The following is a 25,927-nucleotide window of genomic DNA, read 5'->3' as shown; positions in this document are numbered from 1 at the left end:
GGCACGGCGTGCCATGGCTCCGAGATACGGCCGTGGGTGCCGTCTGAGGTTCAGAGGGCTTCTGACCAGTGGATAGTAGTTTCCTCATAGTGGAAGTTCAATGGTTTGTTGATGTCGAGATTCTCCGGGTCGACAGAAACGGGCCGCCGACGGCGCAGCGTGCCAGCGCGGCCACGGACTGTTGACGGGCGGACGGCGGGCCACGCGCCGGGGGCGGCCGCTCCAGGTGCTTTCCGGTCATTCCAGATGCTTGAGGTCCTGCGAGGTGTCGATGTCGTACGCCTCGGCCACATCCGAACACTCCACGAGCGTGATCGCATCGCGGTGCTCCCGCAGATAGCTCCGCGCCCCCTGGTCGCCGACGGCCGCCGCCGCGATGTCCGCCCACCGGTCCGCCCCGAACAGCACCGGATGGCTCCGCTCCCCGCCGTACGAGGCCGCCACCAGGCTCATGCGCGAGCGGTACGCGAACCGCACCCGCGCCACCGCCTCCGCACCGATCCCCGGCTGATCGACCAGGAGGACCAGCGCCGCGTCCGCGTCCGTCGCGCTCAGGGCCGCCAGACCCAGCCGGAGCGAGGAGCCCATGCCCTCCTCCCAGCCCGGGTTCACGCTCACCGCGCACCCCGTGAGATCCGCCCGGGCCCGCACCTCGTCGGCCGCCGCGCCCAGCACCACGTGCAGCGGGCCGCAGCCGCCGTTGCGCAGGGAGCGCACCGCGTGCTCGATCAGCGGGCGGCCCCGGTGCTCCAACAGCGCCTTCGGGCGGCCGCCGAGCCGTCGGCCCCCTCCGGCGGCCAGCAGCACCCCCGCGACCTCGGGGTTCTTCGCCCTGCCCGGCCTGTCCGTCGCCATGTCCTCAACCATGAGGTCTGGATACCACTGAGTCCTTCGCACACGCGACACGCATGTCACCCTCAGGGGTAACCCCGATTTCTTTCCGTGGGCTGGCGCGCACTGCCTGTTATGGCGTTAACTTGCGGGCGAGCCCGGGGACTTGGCCACCACCCCGGATGCGGGGGAGACACCGGCACAAGGACGTGCGAGGGGGAGTGCTGTGTTGCGAAGCGTGGGACAGAAGCGGCTGACCGGCAGCGGCGAGGACCCGAGGGTGGCCGAGCTGCGGATGGCCGTCTCGCGGCTGCGCCGGGAGCTGGCCGGGCTCCGGATCGACTTCCCCGACCGGCCGATCGCCGAGGACGAGCTCGCTGCCCTGGACGCCATGGCCGTCAGCGGTGTCCCCGAGATCCCCCGCATGCGCCGGTCCCTGCTGCTGATCGCGGGGGCGATCGGCTCGGTGAGCGCGGTGGCTGCGGCCCTGCGCGAGGTGCGCAACGCGGTCGACCTCTTCGGAGAGCCCCCGCGCGGGTGAACGCCCCGTGCGGTGCCCGGGCGTGTCGCGTCAGCGGCGGATGAGCCTGCGGGCCGTGGCCGCCGCGACCGCCGCCGTACGGGAGTCGACGCCCAGCTTGGCGTAGATGTGCACCAGATGGGACTTCACCGTGGCCTGGCTCAGGAACAGCCGCTTGCTGATCCGCAGGTTCGACAACCCCTCCCCGAGCAGTTGCAGCACCTCCAGCTCCCGCCGCGTCAGCGCCTCGGCCGGGGTGCGCATCCGGTCCATCAGCCGGTGCGCCACCGAGGGCGCCAGCGCCGAGCGGCCCGCCGCTGCCGTGCGCACCGCGGCCGCCAGCTCCTGCGGCGGCGCGTCCTTCAGCAGATAGCCGCTCGCCCCGGCCTCGACCGCCGCCAGGATGTCCGCGTCGGAGTCGTACGTGGTGAGGATCAGGACCCGGGGGCCGTCCGGCGCGGCGGTGATCGTCGCCGTGGCCTCCGCCCCGTGCATCCCCGCACCGAACTGGAGGTCCATCAGGACCACGTCGAAGCCGCCTCCCGCCGCCAGGGCCACGGCCTCCTCCGCGGTGGCGGCCTCACCGGCGACCCGGAAACCCGGCTCGGTGTCCAGGACCGCACGCAGCCCCGCCCGGACCACCGGATGGTCGTCCGCGAGCAGTAGCCGGATCGCTTCCCCGCCCGGGCCCTCGCCCCCGGTCATGCCGCACGCTCCGCTTCCGCGACGGGCAGCGGCAGCGTGAGGGCCACCGCCGTGCCCTGGCCGGGCGCCGACTCCACGCTCAGCACGCCGCCGAGCGATCCGGCGCGCGCCCGCATCGCCGGCAGCCCGAAGCCGCCGTCGCCGCGGCCGTCATCTCCGCGCCCGCCCCGCTCGTGGGCCGGAGCTCCCGACGGGTCGAAGCCCCGCCCGTCGTCCACGACGTCCAGCGCCACCGAGGTGTCCATGAAGCTCAGGGTGATCTCCGCCCGACGGGCCTCCGCGTGGCGCACGGTGTTGGCCAGCGCCGACTGGGCGGTCCGCAACAGCGCCACCTCGTACGGGGTCGGCAGCTCCACCGGGGTGCCGCTGACCGCGAACCGTACGGTCAGCTCCGGTGCGGTCGTCCGCGCGCAGAGCCGTTCCAGCGCGGCGGCCAGCGACCCGTGCTCCAGGTCCGGCGGGGTCAGCGCCCGTACGAAGGAGCGGGCCTCCGCCAGATTGGCCTGCGCCGCCTCGCGGGCGGCCCGGACGTGCGGGGCGGCCGGGGCGTTCTCGGGCAGCGAGCGTTCGGCGGCGCGCAGCAGCAGCTGGATGCTGGACAGCCCCTGGGCCAGCGTGTCGTGGATCTCCCGGGCCAGGCGCTCGCGCTCGGCGAGCGTCCCGGCGGTACGTTCCGCCTCGGCGAGTTCCGCCCGGGTGGCGACCAGCTCCACGATCAGCTCGCGGCGCCGTTCGCTCTCCCGGAAGAGGGCGTCGTACCCGAGGACCGTGGCGACGGCGACCGCCGCGCCGATCAGCGGCCCGATGAACGCGCCGGGCCCGATCTCCTGCCCGTGCCCGACGAAGCCGGCGATCGCGGCGGCCGCGGTGACCGCGACGGCGGGCAGGGCCCAGCGCATCGGCAGGAAGTGGAGCTGGAGGAAGTAGAGCGGGAACGCGATCCACAGGGCGTCCGGAGACAGCACCAGCAGCACCGCCCACAGCACCCACAACCCGCCCAGCCACCACGCCCCGGCCCGCGTTCCCGGCCGTACGGCGTTCCCCGGCCGCGCCGAGGAGGACTCTCCCGGCCGTACGGCGTCTCCTGGCGGCACGGACGAGGACTCTCCCGGCCGTACGGAGGAGGAGCGCGCCGCCCCCGCCGCGTACAGCGCCGCCATCAGCAGCGTCACCGACACGACCGCCGCCGTGTCCGGCGCTTCCTCGCCCACCGCGCGCACCATCACCAGGGCCAGCAGCCCCGCCAGCAGCGCGTGCAGACAGAGCCGCAGGGCGGCTGTGACGTGGGTGTGCGATCGCGAATCCATGGTCCGTCCAGCGTAGCCGCGGGGTCCTGGGGCCCGGTCAATCGAAAGGTTGATCCCTGGCCCGTCCGCCGCGCGATGTTTTCCCGTCCGCGCCGGACGACGCTGGGGCCATGTTCGTCGCATGGAGAGACCTTCGCTTCGCCAAGGGCCGGTTCGCGCTCATGGGTTCGGTCGTCGTACTGATCACGCTGCTCGTGGGCCTGTTGTCCGGTCTCACCGCCGGGCTGGCCCGGGAGAACACCTCGGCCGTCACCGGGCTCGACGCCGACCATCTGGCCTTCGCCGCGCCCCCGGACGGGCAGTCCGAGTCGTTCGCAGAATCGACCGTCCGGGAGGACGCCTGGCGGGCCTGGGCCGGACGGCCCGGGGTCGCGGCCGCGCAGCCGGTCGGCATCCGCACCCTGAACGCCACCGCAGGTGAGCGGAGCGCCGCCGTGTCGGCCTTCGGCGTCGAACCGGACGGCACGCTCGGGCCGGACGGGATCGGCCCCGGACGCATCGTGCTCTCCGAGCAGGCGGCCGAGGAACTGGGGGCCGCCCCCGGTGACCGGATCGCGCTCGGCCGGGCCGAACGCGAGGTCGCCGCCGTCGCCACCGACGCCTCGTACAGTCACACCCCCGTCGTCTGGACCAGCCTCGACGACTGGCAGGAGATCGGCCACGACGGCGCCGGGCCCGCCGAACAGGCGACCGTGATCGCCCTGACCACCACCGGCGGTGTGGACCTCGCGGCGGGGGACGAGGCGGCGGGCACCAGCACGCTCACCCTCGACGACTCCCTCACCGCGATCGGCTCCTACCGGGCGGAGAACGGCTCGCTGCAACTGATGCGCGGCTTCCTCTTCGCCATCTCCGCGCTCGTCATCGGGGCGTTCTTCACCGTCTGGACGATCCAGCGCAGCGGCGACGTCGCCGTACTGAAGGCGCTCGGCGCGTCGACCCCGTACCTCCTGCGCGACGCGCTGGGGCAGGCCGTGGTGCTGCTCGTCCTCGGTACGGGACTGGGCGCCGCCCTCGCCGCCGGGGCCGGGGCCCTGATCGGCGGGGGAGCCGTGCCGTTCGTCCTGGACCCGGCGACCGTCCTCGTCCCGGCCGCCGTGATGATCGCCCTCGGCGCGCTCGGGGCCGCCCTGTCCGTCCGGCGGATCACCGCCGTCGACCCGCTCACCGCACTCGGGAGTGCCCGATGACGCTCACCCTGACCGATGTCACCCTCACCTACCCGGACGGCGAGGGGCGGCTCACCGCCCTGGACCGGGTCTCGCTGGACGTCCCTCCGGGCGCGCTGACCGCCGTCGTCGGGCCGTCCGGCTCGGGCAAGTCGAGCCTGCTCGCGGCCGCCGCCACCCTGGTAACCCCGGACTCCGGCGAGGTCGTGGTGGCCGGGACGCCGACCGCCGGGCTGAGCCGCGCGGGGCGGGCGGTCCTGCGCCGGGACCGCATCGGCATCGTCTTCCAGCAGCCCAGCCTGCTGCCCTCGCTGACCGCCGCCGAACAGCTCCAGGCCATGCGCCACCTGTCCGGGGGATCCGCCCGTGGTGCCCGGCGCCGGGCGCTGGAACTGCTCGACGCCGTCGGGCTCGCCGACCGTGCCGACCGGCGGCCGCACCAGCTCTCGGGCGGTCAGCGCCAGCGCGTCAACATCGCCCGGGCCCTGATGAACGAACCGGCGGTCCTGCTCGTCGACGAGCCGACCAGCGCGCTCGACCACGAACGCGGCGCGGCCGTGCTCGACCTGCTGGTCGCCCTGACCCGGGAGCGCGCCACCGCCACGGTGCTGGTCACGCACGACCTGGCGCACCTGGACCGGGCGGACCGCACGGTGACGATGGACGACGGCCGGCTGACGGCCCCGGCCGGGGTCTGAAACGCCGGAGTGTCAGCCGCCAGGGTGTCAGGCCCCGTTCGTCCCGCTGCTCGCCAGCGCCTCAGACAGCTCGCCCGCGACCTGCTGGAGGATCGGCACGATCCGTTCCGTGGCCGCCTCGGTCACCCGGCCCGCCGGGCCCGAGATGGAGATCGCGGCCGAGGTGGGGGAGTTCGGTACGGAGACCGCGAGGCACCGCACCCCGATCTCCTGCTCGTTGTCGTCCACCGCGTATCCGGCGCGGCGCACCTGCTCCAGGGCGTCGAGGAACCCCTCCGGCGTGGTGATCGTCTTCTCGGTGGCGGCGGGCATGCCCGTACGGGCCAGGAGCGCCCGGACCTCGTCGGCGGGGGTGTGCGCGAGGAGCGCCTTGCCCACGCCGGTGGAGTGGGGCAGCACGCGCCGGCCGACCTCGGTGAACATCCGCATCGAGTGCTTGGACGGCACCTGGGCGACGTACACGATCTCGTCCCCGTCCAGCAGCGCCATGTTCGCCGTCTCACCGGTCTCCTCGACCAGCCGGCTGAGGTAGGGCCTCGCCCAGGTGCCCAGCAGCCGGGACGCGGACTCGCCGAGCCGGATCAGCCGGGGGCCCAGCGCGTACCGGCGGTTGGGCTGCTGGCGTACGTAACCGCAGACGACCAGGGTGCGCATCAGCCGGTGGATGGTCGGCAGGGGCAGACCGCTGCTCGCGGACAGCTCGCTCAGCCCGACCTCGCCCCCGGCGTCGGCCATCCGCTCCAGCAGATCGAAGGCGCGCTCAAGGGACTGCACCCCACCGCTGGAACCGGAGGGCTTGGAGTCGGCTGTGCTGGCGTGGGACGGCGGCACGTCAACGGTCCTTTCGAAGCGGAAGGCAAGGCAGCAGCCTACCGGGCGGTTCCGGAACGGCCCACAGCTCCCCGGTCGGCGTCCGTGCCGGTCAGGGGCTGTTTTGTCCGGGTGCCGCCGGTCGGTGCGGACGGCTCGGCGCCGCCCCTCCTGGCCCATGCTACGTTCCGCAGTTCGAAATCGGACTTTTACTTTGTGGAAATCTCCAGTAGGGGCGACAGGGCTGGCCCGTCGGCCCTCCGTGCCGGAAGGTAGGTCTTGACGAGGGCGTTTCCCGAGTGAAGACTCCATCGAAGCTTCAACAGTTCGTTGAATTCCTGTTGTGATCATCCTGGAGTGAAGGAGCACGGGTGTCCGGATCGGACGTGAACCTGGTACTGCGCTCGACGCGCGTCGTGACCCCCGAGGGCACCCGCCCGGCGGCGGTCGCCGTCGCGGGCGGCACGATCGACGCGGTCCTGCCGTACGACGCCGATGTGCCCGCGGGCGCCCGCCTGGAGGACTTCGGCGACGACGTCCTGCTGCCCGGCCTGGTCGACACCCACGTCCATGTGAACGACCCCGGCCGCACCGAGTGGGAGGGCTTCTGGACCGCCACCCGCGCGGCCGCCGCCGGCGGCATCACCACGCTCCTGGACATGCCGCTCAACTCCCTCCCGCCGACCACCAACGTCGACCATCTGCGGACCAAGCAGCAGGTCGCCGCCCACAAGGCGCATGTGGACACGGGCTTCTGGGGCGGGGCGATCCCCTCCAACGTCAAGGATCTGCGCCCGCTGTACGAGGCCGGGGTCTTCGGTTTCAAGTGCTTCCTGTCGCCCTCCGGGGTCGAGGAGTTCCCGGAGCTGGACCAGGAGCAACTGGCCCGCTCCATGGCGGAGATCGCCGGATTCGGCGGACTGCTCATCGTCCACGCCGAGGACCCGCACCACCTGGCCGACGCCCCGCAGCGCCCCGGCCCCGCCTACGCCGACTTCCTGGCCTCCCGCCCGCGCGACGCCGAGAACACCGCGATCGAAGGGCTCATCGCCCACGCCAAGCGGCTGAACGCCCGCGTCCACGTCCTGCACCTCTCCTCCAGCGACGCCCTGCCGCTGATCGCCGCAGCGAAGCGTGAGGGCGTCCGCGTCACCGTCGAGTCCTGCCCGCACTTCCTCACCCTCACCGCCGAGGAAGTCCCCGACGGGGCCACCGAGTTCAAGTGCTGCCCGCCGATCCGCGAGGCCGCCAACCAGGACGCCCTGTGGGTCGGGCTCGCCGACGGCACCATCGACTGCATCGTCAGCGACCACTCCCCGTGCACCACGGACCTCAAGACCCCGGACTTCGCCTCCGCCTGGGGCGGCATCTCCTCCCTCCAGCTCGGCCTGCCCGCCATCTGGACCGAGGCCCGCCGTCGCGGCCACTCCCTCGACGACGTGGCCCGCTGGATGTCCGCCGCCCCCGCCGAGCTCGCGGGCCTCAGCAAGAAGGGCGCCATCGAGGCCGGCCGCGACGCCGACTTCGCGGTCCTCGCCCCCGAAGCGACCTTCACCGTCGACCCCGCCGAGCTCTTCCACCGCAACCAGGTCACCGCCTACGCCGGGAAGACCCTGCACGGCGTGGTCCGCTCCAGCTGGCTGCGCGGCGTCCGCATCGCCTCCGACGGCGTCCTCGCCGAGCCCACCGGCCGCCTCCTGGAACGGGACCGCTGAACCGGCCCCCTCTGCCGCCTCCTCGAACGGGACCGCCGACCGAGCCGCACCGGCCCCTCCGGCCGCCTCCCCGACCGGGACTGCCGACAGCGCCCCACCGGCCCCTCCGCGAACGCGACCCCCGACCGTGCCCGAAAGGACCTCCCCGACCATGACGGACGCCTCGATACCCCGCTTCACCGGCGACGCCAGCCCCTACGCGGGCGGCGACCCGTACGCCGACCACCGCACCGCCGACTTCCCCTTCACCCACCTCGTCGACCTCGCCGACCGCCGCCTCGGCGCGGGCGTCATCGCGGCCAACGACGAGTTCTTCGCCGAGCGCGAGAACCTCCTCAAGCCCGAGCCCGCCGTCTTCGACCCGGAGCACTTCGGCCACAAGGGCAAGATCATGGACGGCTGGGAGACCCGCCGTCGCCGGGGCGTCAGCGCCGCCGAACCCCACCCCACCGCCGACGACCACGACTGGGCCCTCGTCCGGCTCGGCGCGCCCGGCGTCATCCGGGGCATCGTCCTGGACACCGCCCACTTCCGCGGCAACTACCCGCAGGCGGTTTCCGTCGAGGCCGTCGCCCTGCCCGGCTCCCCGTCCCCCGAGGACCTCCTCGCCCCCGACGTGAAGTGGACGACGCTCGTCCCCCGTACGGCGGTCGGCGGCCACGCGGCCAACGGGTTCGCCGTCGACGCCGAGCAGCGCTTCACCCATCTGCGGGTCAACCAGCACCCGGACGGCGGGATCGCCCGGCTGCGCGTGTACGGAGAGGTCGCCCCGGACCCCGCGTGGCTCGCCGCCCTCGGTACGTTCGACCTCGCGGCCCTGGAGAACGGCGGCCAGGTCGAGGACGCCTCCGACCGCTTCTACTCCCCGGCCACCAACACCATCCAGCCCGGCCGCTCCCGCAAGATGGACGACGGCTGGGAGACCCGCCGCCGACGCGACCAGGGCAACGACTGGATCAGCTACCGGCTCGCCGCGCAGTCCGGGATCCGGGCCGTCGAGATCGACACCGCCTACCTCAAGGGCAACTCGGCGGGCTGGGCGAGCCTTTCGGTACGGGACGGCGAGGCCGGCGACTGGACGGAGATCCTGCCCCGGACCCGGCTCCAGCCCGACACCAACCACCGCTTCGTGCTCGACGGGACCGTCCGGGCCACCCACGTACGGATCGACATCTTCCCGGACGGCGGCATCTCCCGCCTCCGGCTGTACGGATCGCTCACCGACGAGGGCGCGACCGCCCTGGCGGCCCGTCACCGGGAGCTCGGCGGCTAGAGGGTGTCTGACCCCGAACGGCGGACACGGCCCGGGCGCACCGCGATCGCAGGGGGATCGCGGAGCGCCCGGGCCGTTCGTCGCGCGAGGACGGGTTTCGTAGCCCGCTCAGAACTCCTCGTGGGACTCCGGGTCGCCGCCGAACCGCCGCTGCCGCCCGGACGCGATGGTCGTCAACTCCTGCGCGGTCAGCTCGAACCCGAACAGATCGAGGTTCTCGCGCTGCCGTCCCGGGTCCGCCGACTTCGGGATCGGCACCGCGCCCAGCTGGGTGTGCCAGCGCAGCACCACCTGGCCGGGCGTCACCCCGTGGTCGTCCGCGATCGCCACGATCGAGGGGTCCTCCAGCACCTCCCGGCCCCGGGCCAGCGGGCTCCAGCTCTCCGTGACGACGCCCTTCGCCGCGTGCACCGCCCGCAACTCCTCCTGCGGCAGCAGCGGATGCATCTCGATCTGGTTCACCGAGGGCAGCACCCCCGTCTCCCGCTCCAGCCGCTCCAGATGCGCGGCGGTGAAGTTGGAGACGCCGATGGAGCGGACGAGACCGTCCTCGCGGAGCCGGATCATCGCCTTCCAGGTGTCCACGTACCTGTCGACGCGGGGGAGCGGCCAGTGGATCAGATACAGGTCGACGTACTCGACGCCCAGGCGGGCCCGTGACTCCTCGAACGAGGCGAGCGTCTCCTCGTACCCGTGGTGGCGGCCGGGCACCTTCGTGGTGACGACGACCTCCTCGCGGGGGACGCCGCTGCGGGCGATGCCCCGTCCCGTACCGGTCTCGTTGCCGTAGTTGAGGGCCGTGTCGACCAGCCGGTAGCCCAGCTCCAGGGCCCCGGCGACGGCCTCCTCGGCCGCCGCGTCGTCCAGCGGATAGGTGCCGAGCCCCACCGCGGGGAGCCGTGTGCCGTCGTTGAGCGTCTGAACCGGTGTGCCGGACATGTGCTGGGTCCCGTCCTTCCCGTCGCTGCGCCGTCCCGGCCAGCGTAGGGGCGCGGCCGGGCCGGAGCAGCCGGGGGACACGGCGCTCACCGTAAGGGCGGCAGCGGCCCCGGATCCGTCGCCGCCGACCGCAGCCGGGCCAGGATGGCGCGGGCGGCCTTGTCGTAGCCGAGGTTGTTGTTCTGGAGCACCGACTCGGCGTTGGCCAGCTCCAGCAGGGCGATCACCTCGAACGCCAGCTGGCACACATCGGTGTCCCCGGCCAGCTCCCCGGCGGCCCTGGCCTCCTCGATCGTCTCCTCCACGAAGGTGACCCAGCCCGTCTGCGCGGACGCCAGGGCGTCGTGCACCCGGCCGCTGCGGGCGTCGAACTCGGCGGTGGCGGCGTAGAAGAAGCAGCCGCCCCGGAACACCCGGTCGCGGGAGTACGCGATCCACGCCTCGCACATCCGCCAGACCCGCCCGAGCCCCGGCGGCACCGACCGGGTGGGGCGCAGCACATGGTCGACGAAGACGGCCACCGCCCCTCGCACGGTGGCCAGCTGAAGCCCCTCCTTCGAGCCGAACAGCGCGAACACCCCGCTCTTGCTCAGCCCCAGCTCGGTGGCCAGCCGCCCCAGCGACAGACCCTCAAGCCCTTCCACCGAGGCGATCTGCACCGCCCGCCCCAGGACCAGCTGGCGGGTCTGGTTCCCCCGCTCGACCCGCCCGTCCGCTCTTACCGACACCATGTGACCACTCCGTGCCTCAGCGTTACCGAGGCGTCAGTCTAGGGAGGCGGGGCAGGCGCTCGGGAGCGATCCGACCGCTGAGACAGGTGTTCCCTTCCCGGGAGCCCGGCGGGTAGCGTGATCATTCCGCGTGCGAGCCGGTGAGGTCTCCACATCACGTTCCGTGGAGAATCCGGGAGAACCGAGTGTCCGCTGCCGCCGTGCCCGCCGTGGGGACCGTCTCCCCGCGCCGCGCCTGGGTCACCGACCTGCCCGTGCTGGCGGTCGCCGCCGTCTGGGGCGCGAGCTATCTCGCCGCCAAGGGCATCACCACCACCCACACCGTCGTCGCCGTCCTCGTCCTGCGCTTCGCGATCGTGCTGCCGGTGCTCGTGGCGACCGGCTGGCGCAAGCTGCGGGCGCTGACCGGTGCGCAGTGGCGCGGCGCCGGAGTGCTGGGTCTGGTGCTGAGCGGGATCTTCCTGCTGGAGACGTACGGGGTGGTGCACACCTCCGCCACCAACGCCGGGCTGATCATCAGCCTCACCATGATCTTCACACCGCTGGCCGAGGCCGCCGTGACCCGCGTCCGCCCGTCGGCCGGATTCGTCGCCGCGGCCGGGCTCTCTGTCGCCGGGGTCGTCCTGCTGACCCAGGGCGGCGGATTCACCAGCCCCTCGGCCGGCGATCTCCTGATGCTCCTGGCCGCCCTCGCCCGTACGGTCCATGTCCTGGCCATGGCCCGGATCAAGGCGGTACGGGACGCCGACTCGCTCTCCCTGACCACCGTCCAGCTCGGCGGCGCGGTCGCCGTCTTCGCGGTCCTGGCCGCCGTCCCCGGAACCGGGGCCTCGCCGTGGAGCACGGCCGCGGGCTTCGGTGCGCGGGAGTGGGCGGGCCTGGTCTTCCTCTCGGTGTTCTGCACGCTGCTCGCGTTCTTCGTGCAGATGTGGTCCGTACGCCGCACCTCGCCGTCCCGGGTCAGCCTGCTGCTCGGTACGGAACCGCTGTGGGCCGCCGCCGTCGGCATCGGCCTCGGCGGGGAACACCTCGGCGTCCCGGGGGTGGCCGGGGCCGTGCTCGTACTGGCGGGCACCGCGTGGGGGCGGCGCGCCGCGACCGTCAGGTCTTGATCGAATCCGCCGCGATCATCACGGCCGCCCCCGCCACCACCAGCACGATGTTGACGAACAGCATGCGGTCGCTGAGGAAATCGATGTGACGCACCAGCGTCCAGAACCGGAACCAGCCCGTCCACTCGTACAGCAGTCCGCCCACACCCTGGACGAAGACGAGGAACCCGACCGTCTCGACGATTTTCTTCATGGGCCGAGCCTTCCGCCCGCACCGCGCCCGCCGCGTCGGCCACCGGTCCCGTCCGCCGCGCCGAAAGTAGCGCGGGGTGCGACTTTGGTAGCTGCCGCGCCGCTCGGAGCCCTTCCCGGCCGCCCGGCTGCGTAACTTTGTCGATATGACGCGCACCGAGTACCGCTGGCTGCTCCCGTCGGCGATGGCCGACCCCGGCCTGCCGGACGACCGGGTCCGGACGCGGCGGACCGTACGGGACTGGGCCGTCGACCTCACGGCCTTCCTCGTCGCCGCGGGCATCGGCATGCTGGCCCTCGGCGCGATCGAGGCCGACGGCACCACTGCCGACATCGTCGTCTTCGTCGACTCCGTGGTCGGCGCGGTGGCCTGCTGCGCCCTCTGGCTCCGGCGGCGCTGGCCCGTCGGGCTCGCCGTCGCCCTGACCCTCGTGTCCGTCGTCGAGCCCGTGGCCGCCGGGGCCCTGCTGGTCGCCCTCTTCAGCCTGGCCGTCCACCGCCCGTTCAAGCCGGTCGCGATCGTCGGGGCGCTCGCGCTGGCCCTGGTCCCCGTGCAACCGTTCCTGCGCCCCGACCCCACGACGTCCTTCCTCGTCTCGCTGCTCTTCGGCATCCTGCTGATCCTCCTGGTGATCAGCTGGGGCATGGCCGTACGCTCCCGGCGCCAGCTCGTCGTCACCCTCCGCGAACGGGCCCGCCGCGCCGAGGCCGAGGCGGAGCTGCGCGCCGAACAGGCCCAGCGCCTCGCCCGGGAGGCCATCGCCCGAGAGATGCACGATGTCCTGGCCCACCGGCTCACCCTCCTCAGCGTGCACGCCGGGGCCCTGGAGTTCCGGCCCGACGCCCCCGCCGCCGAGATCGGCCGAGCGGCCGGTGTCATCCGGGACAGCGCCCACGAGGCCCTCCAGGACCTCCGCGAGATCATCGGCGTCCTGCGCGGCCCCGGCGACACGGACGAGGCCCACCGGCCGCAGCCCACCCTCGCCACCCTGGACGCCCTCGTCGCGGAATCCCGGCTCGCGGGCATGAAGGTCGCCGTCGACAACCGGGTCACCGAACCCCACGACGCCCCCGCCGCCACCGGCCGCACGGTCTACCGCATCGCGCAGGAGGCCCTGACCAACGCCCGTAAGCACGCGCCCGGCACCGAGGTCTCCCTCACCGTGACCGGCGGCCCCGGCGAAGGCCTCACCGTCGAGGTGGTGAACCCGGCCCCCACCGAACCCTTCGAACGGGTCCCCGGCTCCGGCCAGGGGCTCATCGGCCTCACCGAACGCGCCACGCTCGCCGGGGGCGAACTGGAACACGGCCCGACGAAGGACGGCGGCTTCGCGGTCCGGGCCCGACTGCCGTGGCCCGCCGCATGAACGCCGCCGTACGGGAAGTGACACCGGCCGTACGGGAACGAGGGAAGCGGTCCGTACGGGAACGAGCGACGCCCGCCGTACGGGCGCCGCGCCCCGGCTGGCTACGGTGGCCGTCATGAACACCCCGGCGTCCCCGGCCTCCCCGACACCACCCCCGGCCTCCTCCGCGCCCGTCCGGCTGCTGATCGTCGACGACGACCCGCTGGTCCGGGCGGGACTGACCCTGATGCTCGGCGGCGACCAGGGCATCGACATCGTCGGGGAGGGCGCGGACGGCAGCGAGGCCGAGGAGCTGGTCGAACGGCTGCGCCCCGATATCGTCCTGATGGACATCCGGATGCCGGTCATGGACGGACTCACCGCGACCGAACGGCTGCGCCGCCGGCCCGACGCCCCCGAGGTCGTCGTCCTCACCACCTTCCACGCCGATGAACAGGTGCTCCGGGCCATCCGCGCCGGAGCGGCGGGATTCGTCCTGAAAGACACCCCGCCTGCTCGGATCGTCGACTCGGTCCGCCGGGTCGCCGCCGGTGACCCGGTCCTCTCGCCCGCCGTCACCCGCCAGTTGATGGCCCGCGCCGCCGGTGGCGGACACGACGACCGGGCCGAGCGAACCCGGCGCGCACGCAGGCGTTTCGGTCAACTCGCCGAACGGGAGCAGGAGGTCGCCGTCGCCGTCGGGCGCGGCGGCTCCAACGCGGAGATCGCGTCCTCCCTCTATCTCAGCGTCGCGACCGTCAAGACCCACGTCTCACGCATTCTCGCCAAACTCGAACTCAACAACCGTGTCCAGATCGCGCTGTTGGTCCACGACGCGGGGCTCCTCGACCCGGACGACGAGGGCGGGGGCCACCTAGGCTGAACCGAGACGGCCCGGACCGGAGCGGGCCGCGACGGGAGGGCGCCCACCATGGCCGAGCTCGATCTGCGCGAACTGCCGGACTTCTTCGTCGACCCGTACCCGTACTACGCCAAGCTCCGCGCCGAGGGTCCGGTGCACGCCGTGCGCACCGAGGAGATGGAGCGGATCTGGCTGATCGTCGGATACGAGGAGGGCCGCGCCGCCCTCACCGACCAGCGGCTCGGCAAGGACTGGCGCACCACCGGGCGTTGGAGCGACTCCGAGGCTCAGCTCAGCGCCAACATGCTGGAGCTGGACGCCCCGCACCACACCCGGCTGCGCCGTCTCGTCGCCCGCGAGTTCACCGCCCGGCGCATCGAGGCGCTGCGGCCGCGCGTCACCGAGATCACCGGCCGGCTCCTCGACGCGATGGTGCCGCAGGGCTCCGCCGACCTGGTCGATGCGCTCGCCTTCCCGCTGCCGATGACCGTGATCTGCGAACTCCTCGGCGTCCCCGACATCGACCGGGACGCCTTCCGGGTGCTCTCGAACGGCATCGTCACGCCCACCCGGGAGCAGCGGGACGCCGACCCGGCCGGCGCGATGGGCGCCTACCTCGTCGACCTCATAGCGGACAAACGCCGTTCGCCCGGCGACGACCTGCTGAGCGCGCTGATCCGGACCACGGACGAGGGCGGCGACAGCCTCTCCTCCGCCGAACTGGTCGGCATGGCCTTCCTGTTGCTCGTCGCGGGCCACGAGACCACCGTCAACCTGATCGCCAACGGGGTCCGGGCCCTGCTCGACCACCCCGACCAACTCGCCCTGCTGCGCGCCGAACCGGGGCTGATCGACGGCGCGGTGGAGGAGATGCTGCGCTACGACGGGCCCGTGGAGACCTCCACCTACCGGTTCGCCCGGGGGCCGGTGACCATCGGCGACACCGTGATCCCGGGCGACTCCGTGGTGCTCGTCGCCCTGGCCTCCGTCGACCGCGACCCCGCCCGCTTCCCGGCCCCGGACACCTTCGACATCCGCCGCGAGCCCCAGGGGCACCTGGCGTTCGGCCACGGTGCGCACTACTGCCTGGGCGCACCGCTCGCCCGGATGGAGGCCCGCATCGCGATCGGCGCCCTGCTGGAACGCTGCCCCGGCCTCGCCCGCGACCCGTCCGGCGGCGAGCTGGACTGGCTGCCGGGCCTGCTGATGCGCGGCACGCGGGGCCTGCCGGTGCGCTGGTGAGGAGCGCGCCGACGCGGAACGCCGTGAAGAGCCGCCGTAACTCCTCCTGAAGGGAATCGTGTTGACCACCGAACCCCTGGTCGATCTCGCCGCGCTCGGCGAGCAGTTCACCCGCGATCCCTACCCCGCCTACGCCGCCCTGCGCGCCAAGGGCCCGGTCCACCGGGTCCGGATCCCCGAGGGCGCCGACGCCTGGCTCGTCGTCGGGTACGAGGCGGGCCGCGCCCTCCTCGCCGATCAGCGGCTCTCCAAACACTGGAGCCGTGCCTCGCCCACGCTCGGGGTCAGCAAGGTCTCCGCGGGCTCCTCGATGCTCGGCTCCGACGCCCCCGACCACACCCGGCTACGCAAGCTGGTCGCCCGTGAGTTCACCCCGCGCCGCATGGAGCAACTGGCGCCGCGGATAAAGGAGATGACCGACGAACTGCTGGACGCGATGCTCGCGGCGCCGGACCGTTCGGCCGATCTCGTCGAGGCACTGTCCTTCCCGCTGCCCATGTCGGTGATCTGCGATCTGCTCGGTGTGCCGTTCCTGGACCGCGAGGACTTCCGTACGTGGTCGGGCCAGGCGGTCTCCTCCATCGACCCGTCCGTGCGCGCCTCCTCCACCCAGGCGATGACCGCGTACATCGCCGGGCTGCTGGCCGACAAGCGCGAGAAGCCCGGCGACGACCTGCTGAGCGCGCTGATCCACACCGCCGACGAGGACGGCGACCGGCTGTCCGGCGAGGAACTGATCGGCATGGCGTGGCTGTTGCTCGTCGCCGGGCACGAGACCACCGTCAACCTGATCACCAACGGAGTCCATAACCTCCTCGCCCACCCGGACCAACTGGCGGCCCTGCGCGCGGACTTCTCGCTGATCGACAACGCCGTCGAGGAGATCCTGCGCTTCGAGGGGCCGGTGGAGACCCCCACGTACCGCTTCACCACCGAGCCGATCGAGGTGGGCGGCACGGTGATCCCCGGCGGCGGCGAACTCGTCCTGGTCGCGATGTCGGACGCCAACCGGGACCCCGCCCGCTACCCCGGCGGGGACCGCTTCGACATCACCCGGGACGCCCGGGGCCATATCGCCTTCGGGCACGGCATCCACTACTGCCTGGGCGCGCCGTTGGCCCGCATCGAGGCCCGGATCGCCATCCGCTCGCTGCTGGAGCGCTGCCCGGACCTGCGGCTGACCGCCGACCCGGCGACGCTGACCTGGCGGGCCGGGATGCTGATGCGGGGCCCGCTGAGCCTGCCGGTCGCCTGGTAGCGCCCGGTCCGCGAGGGCTCAGCCGCCGGGGATCTCACCCATCGCCACCGGCCGGCGTTCGCGGCGGGAGACCTCGCACGCCTCGGCGATCCGCAGGGCGTGCAGGGCCTCCCGCCCGTCGCACGGATTGGCCAGCTCGCCGCGGACCACGCGCAGGAACGCGTCCAGCTCCGCCTCGTACGCCGGGGCGAACCGTTCCAGGAAGCCCGGCCAGGGCTTCGCCGGGGCGCCGGGGCCGGCCGGTTCGGCCGAGGTCAGCGGCGTACGGTCGTCCAGGCCTACGGCGATCTGGTCCAGCTCGCCGGCCAGCTCCATCCGTACGTCGTACCCGGCGCCGTTGCACCGGGTCGCGGTGGCGGTGGCGAGCGTCCCGTCGTCGAGGGTGAGCAGGGCAGCGGCCGTGTCCACGTCCCCGGCCTCCCGGAACATCGGAGGCCCGGCGTCCGATCCGGTGGCGTACACCTCGCTCACCTCGCGGCCCGTCACCCAGCGCAGGATGTCGAAGTCGTGGACCAGGCAGTCGCGGTACAGCCCGCCGGAGAGCGGGAGGTACGCGGCGGGCGGCGGCGCGGGATCGGAGGTGACCGCCCGCACGGTGTGCAGCCGGCCGAGCCTGCCGTCCCGCACGGCGGCCCTGGCCTCGCCGTACCCGGCGTCGAAGCGCCGCATGAAGCCGAGCTGGAGCGGGCTCCCCGCCGCCTCGACCTCGGCCAGTGCGGCGAGCGTGCCGGGCAGGTCCAGGGCGATCGGCTTCTCGCAGAAGACCGGCAGCCCGGCGCGGGCGGCCCGCGCGATGAGCCCGGCGTGGGCGGCGGTCGCCGAACAGATCACCACGGCGTCGGGCGCGCCCCGGGCCTCGCCCGCACCTGTGAACAGGTCGTCCACGGAGACGGCCGTGGCCCCGGTCCGCCCGGCCGCGACTGCCGCCCGCTCGGGGTCCGCGTCCGCCAGCAGCAGGGCGTCCACGGCGGGGTGACGGCTCAGCACCTCCGCATGGAATGTGCCGATCCGTCCCGTTCCGATCAGTCCGATGCGCATGGGCCCCAAGGTGGCTTCGCCCGGTCGTCATGTCAAGCGTTTGTCCTGACAAACGCCATGCCATGGCTATGTCCGGACAAGCGAACTACGCTCGCCCCGTGACCGCACATGGAACCGACCGGCCGCTGCCGCTGAGCGTGGACCGCACCAGCCCGGTGCCGCTCTACTTCCAGCTGGCGCAGCAGCTGGAGGCGGCCGTGGAGCAGGGCCGGCTGGCCCCCGGTGCCCTGCTCGGGAACGAGATCGACCTCGCCGCGCGGCTCGGCCTGTCCCGGCCGACCGTCCGCCAGGCCATCCAGACGCTCGTCGACAAGGGGCTGATGGTGCGGCGGAGGGGGGTCGGCACGCAGGTCGTCCACAGCCAGGTCCGCCGCCCGCTGGAGCTCAGCTCGCTCTACGACGACCTGGAGGCGGCGGGTCAGCGCCCCGCCACCACGGTCCTGTGCAACACGACGGAACCGGCGTCGGCGGAGGTCGCCGCCGCGCTCGGGGTCGCCGAGGGAAGCGAGGTCCACCGTGTGGAGCGGCTGCGCAGCGCGCACGGCGAACCGATGGCGCTCCTGCGCAACCATCTGCCGCCGGGGCTGGTGCCCCTGCGCACGGAGGAGCTGGAGGCGACCGGCCTCTACCGGCTGATGCGTGCTTCCGGGATCACCCTGCACAGTGCCCGCCAGTCGGTGGGGGCGCGCGCCGCGACGGAGGGGGAGGCGGGGGTCCTGGAGGAGGAGGCGGGGGCGCCGCTGCTGACGATGGAGCGGGTGACGTACGACGACACGGGGCGGGTGGTGGAGTTCGGCTCACACGTCTACCGCGCGGCGCGCTACGCATTCGATTTCCAACTCCTGGCCCGCCCGTAGCCGCGCCAAATCCAGCCCGTTCCTGGGCGCCCATTCCAGCCCGGCGTGCCTTCCGGTCCGTTCCGGGGTGCCCCATTCAAGCCCGTCCGGCGTTTGAGGACGGAACCCTCGGGCGGGTGGGCCCGCACCATTCCAGCCCGTCCGGCGTTTGAGGACGGAACCGTCCGGTGCGTGGGCCCGCACCATTCCAGCCCGTCCGGCGATTGAGGACGGAACCCTCGCGTGGGTGGGCCGCAGATCACGGGGCCCTGGCGCACAGGAACCTCACAGGCGCGGCCGACACCACCGCAACGGTTCCGTCCTCAATCGCCGGACGGGCTTGAAAGGGCGCGGGCCCCACCCAGGCGCGGGGGGGCTTAATTCGTGCGGGCACACGGGTTGCGTTCAGGGGCCACGTGGCCCAGGCTCCGTGTCCGGCGGGCGCACCCCGTCAGGCCCCCGCCCGCCGCACGGCCGGGCCTCGGGGATACTGGGCTGCCGGCCCGGGACCGTACACCCCCGGCCCGGTCGAGCGAAGCGCACAGCAGAAGAAGGGCACGGTGTCGTGGCAAGGGTTCGGACAGGGGCACGCGCACTGGGCGCCGTCCTGGCAGTGGTGCTGGCAGCCGCGGGATGCAGCAGCACCGGCGGCAAGCGGGCGGAAGAACGCGCGGCCGAGGCCGCCGAGGGACGGGCCGCGGTGAACACGCCCCGCTGGACCTTCGCCATGGTCACCCACTCGGGAGACGGCGACACCTTCTGGGACATCGTCCAGAAGGGCGCCGAGCAGGCGGCCCTCAAGGACAACATCAACTTCCTCTACTCGCACAACGACGAGGGCAACCAGCAGGCCCAGCTCGTCCAGACCGCGATCGACAAGAAGGTCGACGGCCTGATCGTCTCGCTGGCCAAGCCGGACGCCATGAAGGCCGTGGTCGCCAAGGCCGTCAAGGCCGGCATCCCGGTCGTCACCGTGAACTCCGGCTCCGCCGAGTCGAAGGAGTTCGGGGCGCTCACCCACATCGGCCAGGACGAGACGATCGCCGGCGAGGCCGTCGGCGACGAGCTGAACGAACGCGGCCGCAAGAAGGCGCTCTGCGTCCTGCACGAGCAGGGCAACGTGGGCCACGAGCAGCGCTGCGCCGGGGCGAAGAAGACCTTCGACGGCACGATGCAGAACCTGTACGTCGACGGCACCAACATGCCCGACGTCACCGCGTCCATCGAGGCCAAGCTCCAGTCCGACAAGAGCATCGACGCGGTCGTCACCCTCGGCGCCCCCTTCGCCGACGCCGCCGTCCAGGCCAAGCAGACGGCGGGCAGCAAGGCCGAGATCGACACCTTCGACCTCAACGCCAAGGTCGCCACCGGCCTCCAGACCGACAAGCTCGGTTTCGCCGTCGATCAGCAGCCCTACCTCCAGGGGTACGAGGCCGTCGACCTGCTCTGGCTCTACCGTTACAACCGCAACGTGCTCGGCGGCGGCCAGCCCGTTCTGACCGGCCCGCAGATCATCACGAAGGACGACGCCGACGCCCTCGCCGACTACACCAAGCGGGGCACCCGATGAGCGGCTCCACCGCCGCCCCGGAGAAGCCCGCGCAGGTCGACGAGCGCCTGGTCCACACCTCACCGCTGCGCAAGCTGCTCGGCCGCCCCGAGCTGGGCTCGGTCGTCGGCGCGGCAGCCGTCTTCCTGTTCTTCGCGATCGTCGCCGACAGCTTCCTCCAGGCCTCCAGCTTCGGCACCGTGCTGTACGCGGCCTCGGTCCTCGGCATCATGGCCGCCCCCGTCGCCCTGCTGATGATCGGCGGCGAGTTCGACCTTTCCGCGGGCGTCCTGGTGACCAGCTCCGCGCTGATCTCGTCGATGTTCAGCTACCAGATGACGGCCAACGTCTGGGTCGGCGTCTTCGTGTCGCTGCTGGTCACCCTCGCCATCGGTGCGTTCAACGGCTTCATGCTGACCCGCACCAAACTGCCGAGCTTCATCATCACGCTCGGCACGTTCCTGATGCTGACCGGTCTGAACCTCGGCTTCACCAAGCTCATCAGCGGCACCGTCTCCACCAAGGCCATCGGCGACATGGAGGGCTTCGACTCGGCCCACGCCCTGTTCGCCTCGACGCTGACGATCGGCAGCGTCGAGTTCAAGGTGACCATCTTGTGGTGGATCGCGCTGGTCGCCGTCGCCACCTGGATTCTGCTCCGTACCCGCTTCGGCAACTGGATCTTCGCCGTCGGCGGCGAGGCCGACGCGGCCCGCGCGGTCGGCGTCCCCGTCATCCGCACCAAGATCGGGCTCTACCTCGGCGTCGCCTTCGCCGCCTGGATCTCCGGCCAGCACCTGCTGTTCAGCTACGACGTCGTCCAGTCCGGCGAGGGCGTCGGCAACGAGCTGACGTACATCATCGCGGCCGTCATCGGCGGCTGTCTGATCACCGGCGGCTACGGCTCCGCGATCGGCTCGGCGGTCGGCGCCTTCATCTTCGGCATGACCAGCAAGGGCATCGTCTACGCCGAGTGGAACCCGGACTGGTTCAAATTCTTCCTGGGAGCGATGCTGCTCCTGGCCACCCTGCTCAACGCGTGGGTGCGCAAGCGCGCGGAGGCGACGACATGACGGCCACGTCCGAGAAGAGCACGGGCCCGCTCGTCGAGCTGGACGACGTGTCCAAGTTCTACGGCAACATCAAGGCCCTGGAACACGTCTCGCTGGAGGTCCACGCGGGCGAGATCACCTGCGTCCTCGGCGACAACGGCGCCGGCAAGTCCACCCTCATCAAGATCATCGCAGGGCTGCACGGACACGACGCCGGACGCTTCCTCATCGAGGGCGAGGAGACCGCTCTCGCCAACCCGCGCGACGCGCTCGACCGGGGCATCGCCACCGTCTACCAGGACCTCGCCGTCGTCCCGCTCATGCCGGTCTGGCGGAACTTCTTCCTCGGCTCCGAGCCCACCACCGGCGTCGGCCCCTTCAAGCGCCTCGACGTCCGCAAGATGCGCGAGACGACCCGTACCGAACTGCTCCGCATGGGCATCGACCTGCGCGACGTCGACCAGCCCATCGGCACGCTCTCCGGCGGCGAACGCCAGTGCGTGGCCATCGCCCGCGCCGTCTACTTCGGCGCTAAGGTCCTCGTACTCGACGAGCCGACCGCAGCGCTCGGCGTCAAGCAGTCCGGTGTGGTGCTCAAGTACGTGGCCGCCGCCCGCGACGCCGGCCTCGGCGTGGTCCTCATCACGCACAACCCGCACCACGCCCACCTCGTCGGCGACCGGTTCGTCCTCCTCAAGCGCGGAGTGATGTCCGGCAGCCACACCAAGGACGACATCACGCTCGACGAGCTGACCCGGCAGATGGCGGGCGGCAGCGAGCTGGAGGAGCTCAGCCACGAGCTGGAGCGCACCCCGACGCCCACCCTCCCGGGCACGTCCGCGGCGACCGAAGAAGATTCCTGACCGGTGACCCGCCCCGGCGCGGCCGACCCCGGGCGAGCGCTCCCGGGGTCCGGCAGTGGCAGAATCGAGCCCGGCGGGCGCCGTCCGCCGCCGGGCGCGAGAGCCGGCCGGCCCCTTCCCAGACCCCGCAGGGACGATGAGCACGTACCGCGACTTCGCCCACCGCGGCTCCGCCCGCGCCACCGTCCTCAAGACGGTCGGCACCAAGGAACGCCGCTCGCACCTGTCCGCGCCCCGCGTCCCCACGGTCGGGATCGACATCGGCGGTACGAAGGTGATGGCGGGCGTCGTCGACGCCGACGGCAACATCCTGGAGAAGGTCCGCACCGAGACCCCCGACAAGTCCAAGAGCCCCAAGGTCGTCGAGGACACCATCGTCGAACTGGTCCTGGACCTCTCCGACCGCCACGACGTCCACGCGGTCGGCATCGGCGCGGCGGGCTGGGTGGACGCCGACCGCTCCAAGGTCCTCTTCGCCCCCCACCTCGCCTGGCGCGACGAACCCCTGCGCGACGCCATCGCCTCCCGCCTCGTCGTCCCCGTCATGGTCGACAACGACGCCAACACCGCCGCCTGGGCGGAGTGGCGCTTCGGCGCGGGCCGCGGCGAGGACCACCTCGTCATGATCACGCTCGGTACGGGCATCGGCGGCGCGATCCTGGAGGACGGCCAGGTCAAGCGCGGCAAGTACGGGGTCGCCGGTGAGTTCGGCCACATGCAGGTCGTGCCCTCGGGCCACCGCTGCCCCTGCGGCAACCGGGGCTGCTGGGAGCAGTACAGCTCCGGCAACGCCCTCGTCCGCGAGGCCAAGGAGCTGGCCGCCGCCGACTCCCCGGTCGCCCACTATCTGCTGGACCGGGTGAAGGGGAACGTCTCCGACATCACCGGGCCGCTCATCACCGAACTGGCCCGCGAGGGCGATGCGATGTGCATCGAACTCCTCCAGGACATCGGCCAGTGGCTCGGCATCGGCATCGCCAATCTGGCCGCCGCGCTCGACCCCTCCTGCTTCGTGATCGGAGGCGGTGTCAGCGCCGCCGACGACCTCCTGATCAACCCCGCCCGGGACGCCTTCAAGCGCCATCTCACCGGTCGCGGCTACCGCCCGGAGGCGAGGATCGCCAAGGCCCAGCTGGGCCCCGAGGCGGGTATGGTCGGCGCCGCGGACCTGGCGCGGCTGGTCGCCCGCCGCTTCCGTCGGACCAACCGGCGGCGCGTCGAGCGGTACGAGCGGTACGCCCAGATCTACGACCAGGCGGCGAGCACCATCCGCAACACGCGGTCCACCCGTACCGCCGACTGAACCGCGACCGCCCTCCCCGGCGTCCACCCTTCCGTACGCCTCGTCACGTCGCCGCAGCACCTAGGGACCACCTGATCATGATCGCAGCCGAGCACCCCGTGGTGCCGCACCAGTCGGAGTCGCCGGGCGACGGCGAGGGCAGACCGCCCGAGGACCGCCGGCGCGTGTTCAAGCGGCGCTTCATCACCGCCACGATCATCGTCCTGCTGATCGGCGTCCCGGCCGGCTATCTGCTGATCTCGGCCGGGCAGAGCCGCCGCTCGGGCATGGACAAGGAGACCGAGGCGGCCGCCCAGGGGCTGCGCGAGGGCTGGCCCTCCAAGATGCAGCGCCGGATCTTCGAGGTCCCGATCCCCGGCAACGGACAGGGCGTCCAGTACTACGAGACGAACAACTGGAAAGCTAGCCGGCTGTACGCGAAGTTCCGTACCACCTCCGCCGGTCTCGACCGCTTCCTGACCCAGATGGGCACCGGACGTGCGGCGCTGGAGCCGGACAAGATCTCCATCAGCCCGCGGGACATCAAGATCACCGGCTGGTCCTTCGGCCCGGGGGAGCACTGGGCCGGCACCACGCACAGCAACAAGAAGCCGCGCCCCACCCAGAACATCACGGTCAACATGACCGATCCGGCCAGTCCTGTCGTGTATGTCGTATCGGCGGCGACCCCCTGACCGGGGGCCGGAGGGGCGCTCAGTAACCTGGAGCGAGTGAGCGAAGTGAGCGAGACGACCCCGCAGCCCGTGCAGGCCCCCCACTCCGGTGGGCCCGCCCCGCATCCCGGAGCGCCTCAGCAGGCGGTTCCGTCCCCGCACCAGGGACCGGACGCCGTGCCCCTGTCGGCCGCCGCCGCACCGGAGCCCTTCCCGGATCCGGTGTCGTCCTTCCCGCCTCCCGGCGGCCACGGGACGCCCGGATTCCCGCAGGCCCCGGCGACCGCACAGCCGGATCCGACCCCGTTCGCCCCGCCGGCCTCGTCGGCTCCAGAGGGCCCGTTCGTCCCGCAGCCGCCCCAGGGCCCGTTCACCCCGCAGGCCCCGCTCGGCTCGCAGGCCACTCCCGTACCGCAGGCCGCTTCGGCTGCTCCGGGCTCGCAGGCCACTCCCGTACCGCAGGCCGCTTCGGCTGCTCCGGGCCCGCAGGCCACTCCCGTACCGCAGGCCGCTTCGGCTGCTCCGGGCCCGCAGGCCACCCCCGTACCCCAGGTCGCTTCGGCAGCCCCCGGCCCGCACGCCGCCACCCCCGGGGCCGGTCCGCAGGTGCCGCCCGCCCCGCAGGGAGCGCACGCGCCCACCGGCTCCCCGCGCACGCTTCAGTACCGCTTCGACGGCCCCGAGGACGCCCCGGTCCTCGTCATCGGGCCCTCGCTCGGGACGACGTGGCACATGTGGGACCGCCAGATCCCCGAGCTGTCCCAGCACTGGCGGGTCTTCCGCTACGACCTGCCCGGCCACGGCGGCGCGCCCGCCCACGCCGCCGCGTCCGTCGCCGAGCTGGGCGACCGGCTGCTCGCGACCCTGGACGGGCTCGGTGTCCAGCGCTTCGGCTACGCGGGCTGCTCCATCGGCGGGGCGGTCGGCGCGGACCTGGCCCTGCGGCATCCGCACCGGGTCGCCTCGCTGGCGCTCGTCGCCTCCTCGCCCCGGTTCGGCACGGCCGACGAGTTCCGTCAGCGCGGGGTGATCGTCCGCACCAACGGGCTGGAGCCGATGGCCCGCACCGCGCCCGAGCGCTGGTTCACCCCCGGGTTCGCCGCCGCGCAGCCCGCCATCGTGGAGTGGGCCGTGCAGATGGTCCGCACCACCGACCCCGGCTGCTACATCGCCGCCTGCGAGGCGCTCGCGGCGTTCGACATCCGGGGCGCGCTGGGCCGGATCGGCGTCCCCACCCTCGTGCTGGTCGGGGCGGAGGACCAGGTCACCGGGCCCGCCGAGGCCCGCACGCTGGTCGCCGGGATACCGGACGCCCGCCTCGCGCTCGTCCCCGGCGCGTCCCACCTCGCGCCCGTCGAGCAGCCCGCCGCCGTCAGCGACCTGCTGCTGATGCACTTCTCCACGGCCTGGCAGCAGGACACCTCGGCCGCGATCCCCGTACTGCCCCACGTCACCGCGCCCGCCGCCCCCAGCGTGCCGTTCGTCCCGGTGGCCGAGATCGCCCCGGCCGGCGCCGCGCCGGACGCCGTCGCACCGACCCCGGACGACCGGCACGCGCAGGGCACGAAGGTCCGCCGCGAAGTGCTGGGCGACGCCCATGTCGACGCGGTGAACGCCTCGGCCGACGCCTTCACCGAGGACTTCCAGGAGCTGGTCACCCGGTACGCCTGGGGTGAGGTCTGGAGCCGGGACGGCCTCGACCGCCGCACCCGCAGCGTCATCACGCTCACCGCGCTCGTCGCCTCCGGCCACCTTGAGGGGCTGGCCGCGCACACCCGGGCCGCCCTGCGCAACGGTCTGACGCCCGCCGAGATCAAGGAAGTTCTGCTCCAGAGTGCCGTCTACTGCGGCATCCCGGCCGCCGGAGCCGCCTTCGCCGTGGCGCAGAAGGTGATCCAGGAGGAAACCACGCCGCCCGCGTAG

General features: G+C 72.8%; 25 protein-coding genes. 17 read left to right on the top strand and 8 right to left on the bottom strand.

Annotated elements, in window-relative coordinates:
• Positions 1–237 precede the first annotated feature (237 nt).
• Entirely contained in the window at positions 238–855 is a 618-nt protein-coding gene (locus A3Q37_RS03710) for an NTP transferase domain-containing protein (RefSeq protein ID WP_255311723.1), read from the bottom strand.
• Between the two features lie 214 nt (positions 856–1,069).
• Here A3Q37_RS03710 and A3Q37_RS03705 point away from each other — a divergent pair, with 214 nt between their 5' ends.
• Entirely contained in the window at positions 1,070–1,372 is a 303-nt protein-coding gene (locus tag A3Q37_RS03705; protein WP_010072627.1) for a DUF5955 family protein, read from the top strand.
• Between the two features lie 30 nt (positions 1,373–1,402).
• Here A3Q37_RS03705 and A3Q37_RS03700 read toward each other — a convergent pair whose 3' ends face one another.
• Together A3Q37_RS03700 and A3Q37_RS03695 are read right to left on the bottom strand one after the other, a co-directional pair.
• The gene (locus tag A3Q37_RS03700) at positions 1,403–2,056 is read right to left on the bottom strand and encodes a response regulator transcription factor (RefSeq protein ID WP_065477442.1); all 654 of its coding nucleotides are present in this window, start codon (positions 2,054–2,056) and stop codon (positions 1,403–1,405) included.
• Positions 2,053–3,363, bottom strand: coding sequence for a sensor histidine kinase (locus A3Q37_RS03695; RefSeq protein WP_065477440.1), 1,311 nt, complete (start codon positions 3,361–3,363; stop codon positions 2,053–2,055). The genes A3Q37_RS03700 and A3Q37_RS03695 overlap by 4 nt, the downstream gene beginning before the upstream one ends.
• 110 nt (positions 3,364–3,473) lie before the next feature.
• On the opposite strand from A3Q37_RS03695, the gene A3Q37_RS03690 reads away from it, so the two are divergent.
• Together A3Q37_RS03690 and A3Q37_RS03685 are read left to right on the top strand one after the other, a co-directional pair.
• Positions 3,474–4,553 (top strand): ABC transporter permease, encoded by a 1,080-nt coding sequence (locus A3Q37_RS03690; protein ID WP_065477437.1) that lies wholly within the window; start codon positions 3,474–3,476, stop codon positions 4,551–4,553.
• The gene (locus A3Q37_RS03685; RefSeq protein ID WP_065477435.1) at positions 4,550–5,230 is read left to right on the top strand and encodes an ABC transporter ATP-binding protein; all 681 of its coding nucleotides are present in this window, start codon (positions 4,550–4,552) and stop codon (positions 5,228–5,230) included. The genes A3Q37_RS03690 and A3Q37_RS03685 overlap by 4 nt, the downstream gene beginning before the upstream one ends.
• A 27-nt stretch (positions 5,231–5,257) precedes the next feature.
• On the opposite strand, the gene A3Q37_RS03680 is transcribed toward A3Q37_RS03685, so the two are convergent.
• Positions 5,258–6,061, bottom strand: a complete 804-nt coding sequence (locus A3Q37_RS03680; protein WP_065477433.1) for an IclR family transcriptional regulator — start codon at positions 6,059–6,061, stop codon at positions 5,258–5,260.
• Between the two features lie 350 nt (positions 6,062–6,411).
• On the opposite strand from A3Q37_RS03680, the gene allB reads away from it, so the two are divergent.
• Entirely contained in the window at positions 6,412–7,755 is a 1,344-nt protein-coding gene (allB, locus tag A3Q37_RS03675) for an allantoinase AllB (RefSeq protein ID WP_065477431.1), read from the top strand.
• Positions 7,756–7,906: 151 nt separating this feature from the next.
• Positions 7,907–9,028 (top strand): allantoicase, encoded by a 1,122-nt coding sequence (alc, locus tag A3Q37_RS03670; protein WP_065477428.1) that lies wholly within the window; start codon positions 7,907–7,909, stop codon positions 9,026–9,028.
• 108 nt (positions 9,029–9,136) lie between these two features.
• Here the strand turns inward: alc and A3Q37_RS03665 are convergent, their stop codons facing one another.
• Positions 9,137–9,967 carry an aldo/keto reductase gene (locus tag A3Q37_RS03665; RefSeq protein ID WP_065477425.1) on the bottom strand — a complete coding sequence of 277 codons (831 nt, stop codon included), beginning with the start codon at positions 9,965–9,967 and terminating at the stop codon, positions 9,137–9,139.
• 86 nt (positions 9,968–10,053) lie between these two features.
• Positions 10,054–10,698: a TetR/AcrR family transcriptional regulator gene (locus A3Q37_RS03660; RefSeq protein ID WP_065477423.1), complete on the bottom strand. Its 645-nt coding sequence runs from the start codon at positions 10,696–10,698 to the stop codon at positions 10,054–10,056.
• Between the two features lie 185 nt (positions 10,699–10,883).
• On the opposite strand from A3Q37_RS03660, the gene A3Q37_RS03655 reads away from it, so the two are divergent.
• A complete protein-coding gene (locus tag A3Q37_RS03655; RefSeq protein WP_065477420.1) occupies positions 10,884–11,810 on the top strand; it encodes a DMT family transporter in 927 nt (308 codons plus the stop codon).
• Here the strand turns inward: A3Q37_RS03655 and A3Q37_RS03650 are convergent.
• On the bottom strand, positions 11,800–12,003 hold the full coding sequence (locus tag A3Q37_RS03650) for a hypothetical protein (protein ID WP_065477418.1): 204 nt from the start codon (positions 12,001–12,003) through the stop codon (positions 11,800–11,802). The two genes, A3Q37_RS03655 and A3Q37_RS03650, sit on opposite strands and share 11 nt — an antisense overlap.
• Before the next feature lie 145 nt (positions 12,004–12,148).
• On the opposite strand from A3Q37_RS03650, the gene A3Q37_RS03645 reads away from it, so the two are divergent.
• The 4 genes from A3Q37_RS03645 to A3Q37_RS03630 all read left to right on the top strand — a co-directional run bounded on the left by A3Q37_RS03645 (position 12,149) and on the right by A3Q37_RS03630 (position 16,710).
• Entirely contained in the window at positions 12,149–13,369 is a 1,221-nt protein-coding gene (locus A3Q37_RS03645; RefSeq protein ID WP_065477415.1) for a sensor histidine kinase, read from the top strand.
• Positions 13,370–13,484: 115 nt separating this feature from the next.
• Positions 13,485–14,231, top strand: coding sequence for a response regulator transcription factor (locus A3Q37_RS03640; RefSeq protein ID WP_065477413.1), 747 nt, complete (start codon positions 13,485–13,487; stop codon positions 14,229–14,231).
• A gap of 48 nt (positions 14,232–14,279) precedes the next feature.
• Positions 14,280–15,452, top strand: coding sequence for a cytochrome P450 (locus A3Q37_RS03635; protein WP_065477410.1), 1,173 nt, complete (start codon positions 14,280–14,282; stop codon positions 15,450–15,452).
• A gap of 61 nt (positions 15,453–15,513) precedes the next feature.
• A complete protein-coding gene (locus tag A3Q37_RS03630) occupies positions 15,514–16,710 on the top strand; it encodes a cytochrome P450 (RefSeq protein WP_065477408.1) in 1,197 nt (398 codons plus the stop codon).
• 18 nt (positions 16,711–16,728) lie between these two features.
• Here A3Q37_RS03630 and A3Q37_RS03625 read toward each other — a convergent pair whose 3' ends face one another.
• Positions 16,729–17,748, bottom strand: a complete 1,020-nt coding sequence (locus A3Q37_RS03625; RefSeq protein WP_065477405.1) for a Gfo/Idh/MocA family oxidoreductase — start codon at positions 17,746–17,748, stop codon at positions 16,729–16,731.
• Positions 17,749–17,846: 98 nt separating this feature from the next.
• Here A3Q37_RS03625 and A3Q37_RS03620 point away from each other — a divergent pair, with 98 nt between their 5' ends.
• The 7 genes from A3Q37_RS03620 (at position 17,847) to A3Q37_RS03590 (ending at position 25,927) form a co-directional block, all read left to right on the top strand.
• Positions 17,847–18,605, top strand: a complete 759-nt coding sequence (locus tag A3Q37_RS03620) for a GntR family transcriptional regulator (RefSeq protein WP_107471489.1) — start codon at positions 17,847–17,849, stop codon at positions 18,603–18,605.
• 574 nt (positions 18,606–19,179) lie between these two features.
• Positions 19,180–20,154, top strand: coding sequence for a sugar ABC transporter substrate-binding protein (locus A3Q37_RS03615; RefSeq protein WP_065477951.1), 975 nt, complete (start codon positions 19,180–19,182; stop codon positions 20,152–20,154).
• Positions 20,151–21,206: an ABC transporter permease gene (locus A3Q37_RS03610; protein ID WP_065477401.1), complete on the top strand. Its 1,056-nt coding sequence runs from the start codon at positions 20,151–20,153 to the stop codon at positions 21,204–21,206. Before A3Q37_RS03615 ends, A3Q37_RS03610 begins: the two co-directional genes overlap by 4 nt.
• Positions 21,203–22,048 carry an ATP-binding cassette domain-containing protein gene (locus tag A3Q37_RS03605; RefSeq protein ID WP_065477399.1) on the top strand — a complete coding sequence of 282 codons (846 nt, stop codon included), beginning with the start codon at positions 21,203–21,205 and terminating at the stop codon, positions 22,046–22,048. Before A3Q37_RS03610 ends, A3Q37_RS03605 begins: the two co-directional genes overlap by 4 nt.
• Before the next feature lie 136 nt (positions 22,049–22,184).
• Positions 22,185–23,351: an ROK family glucokinase gene (locus tag A3Q37_RS03600; RefSeq protein ID WP_006128622.1), complete on the top strand. Its 1,167-nt coding sequence runs from the start codon at positions 22,185–22,187 to the stop codon at positions 23,349–23,351.
• A gap of 77 nt (positions 23,352–23,428) precedes the next feature.
• Positions 23,429–24,025: a hypothetical protein gene (locus A3Q37_RS03595; RefSeq protein WP_065477397.1), complete on the top strand. Its 597-nt coding sequence runs from the start codon at positions 23,429–23,431 to the stop codon at positions 24,023–24,025.
• A 585-nt stretch (positions 24,026–24,610) separates the two neighbouring features.
• Positions 24,611–25,927, top strand: coding sequence for an alpha/beta fold hydrolase (locus tag A3Q37_RS03590; protein ID WP_065477395.1), 1,317 nt, complete (start codon positions 24,611–24,613; stop codon positions 25,925–25,927).

The organism is Streptomyces sp. PTY087I2 (assembly GCF_001687325.1).
Taxonomy (GTDB): Bacteria; Actinomycetota; Actinomycetes; order Streptomycetales; family Streptomycetaceae; genus Streptomyces.
Note: the sequence above shows the minus strand (reverse complement) of the source record. Positions and strands in the feature narration are given on the sequence as shown.

Coding starts and splice junctions, on each gene's coding strand:
- A3Q37_RS03710 (WP_255311723.1), bottom strand. CDS start 855: ATGGCGACGGACAGGCCGGGCAGGGCGAAGAACCCCGAGGTCGCGGGG.
- A3Q37_RS03700 (WP_065477442.1), bottom strand. CDS start 2,056: ATGACCGGGGGCGAGGGCCCGGGCGGGGAAGCGATCCGGCTACTGCTC.
- A3Q37_RS03695 (WP_065477440.1), bottom strand. CDS start 3,363: ATGGATTCGCGATCGCACACCCACGTCACAGCCGCCCTGCGGCTCTGT.
- A3Q37_RS03690 (WP_065477437.1), top strand. CDS start 3,474: ATGTTCGTCGCATGGAGAGACCTTCGCTTCGCCAAGGGCCGGTTCGCG.
- A3Q37_RS03685 (WP_065477435.1), top strand. CDS start 4,550: ATGACGCTCACCCTGACCGATGTCACCCTCACCTACCCGGACGGCGAG.
- alc (WP_065477428.1), top strand. CDS start 7,907: ATGACGGACGCCTCGATACCCCGCTTCACCGGCGACGCCAGCCCCTAC.
- A3Q37_RS03665 (WP_065477425.1), bottom strand. CDS start 9,967: ATGTCCGGCACACCGGTTCAGACGCTCAACGACGGCACACGGCTCCCC.
- A3Q37_RS03660 (WP_065477423.1), bottom strand. CDS start 10,698: ATGGTGTCGGTAAGAGCGGACGGGCGGGTCGAGCGGGGGAACCAGACC.
- A3Q37_RS03650 (WP_065477418.1), bottom strand. CDS start 12,003: ATGAAGAAAATCGTCGAGACGGTCGGGTTCCTCGTCTTCGTCCAGGGT.
- A3Q37_RS03645 (WP_065477415.1), top strand. CDS start 12,149: ATGACGCGCACCGAGTACCGCTGGCTGCTCCCGTCGGCGATGGCCGAC.
- A3Q37_RS03640 (WP_065477413.1), top strand. CDS start 13,485: ATGAACACCCCGGCGTCCCCGGCCTCCCCGACACCACCCCCGGCCTCC.
- A3Q37_RS03635 (WP_065477410.1), top strand. CDS start 14,280: ATGGCCGAGCTCGATCTGCGCGAACTGCCGGACTTCTTCGTCGACCCG.
- A3Q37_RS03625 (WP_065477405.1), bottom strand. CDS start 17,748: ATGCGCATCGGACTGATCGGAACGGGACGGATCGGCACATTCCATGCG.
- A3Q37_RS03610 (WP_065477401.1), top strand. CDS start 20,151: ATGAGCGGCTCCACCGCCGCCCCGGAGAAGCCCGCGCAGGTCGACGAG.
- A3Q37_RS03605 (WP_065477399.1), top strand. CDS start 21,203: ATGACGGCCACGTCCGAGAAGAGCACGGGCCCGCTCGTCGAGCTGGAC.
- A3Q37_RS03600 (WP_006128622.1), top strand. CDS start 22,185: ATGAGCACGTACCGCGACTTCGCCCACCGCGGCTCCGCCCGCGCCACC.
- A3Q37_RS03595 (WP_065477397.1), top strand. CDS start 23,429: ATGATCGCAGCCGAGCACCCCGTGGTGCCGCACCAGTCGGAGTCGCCG.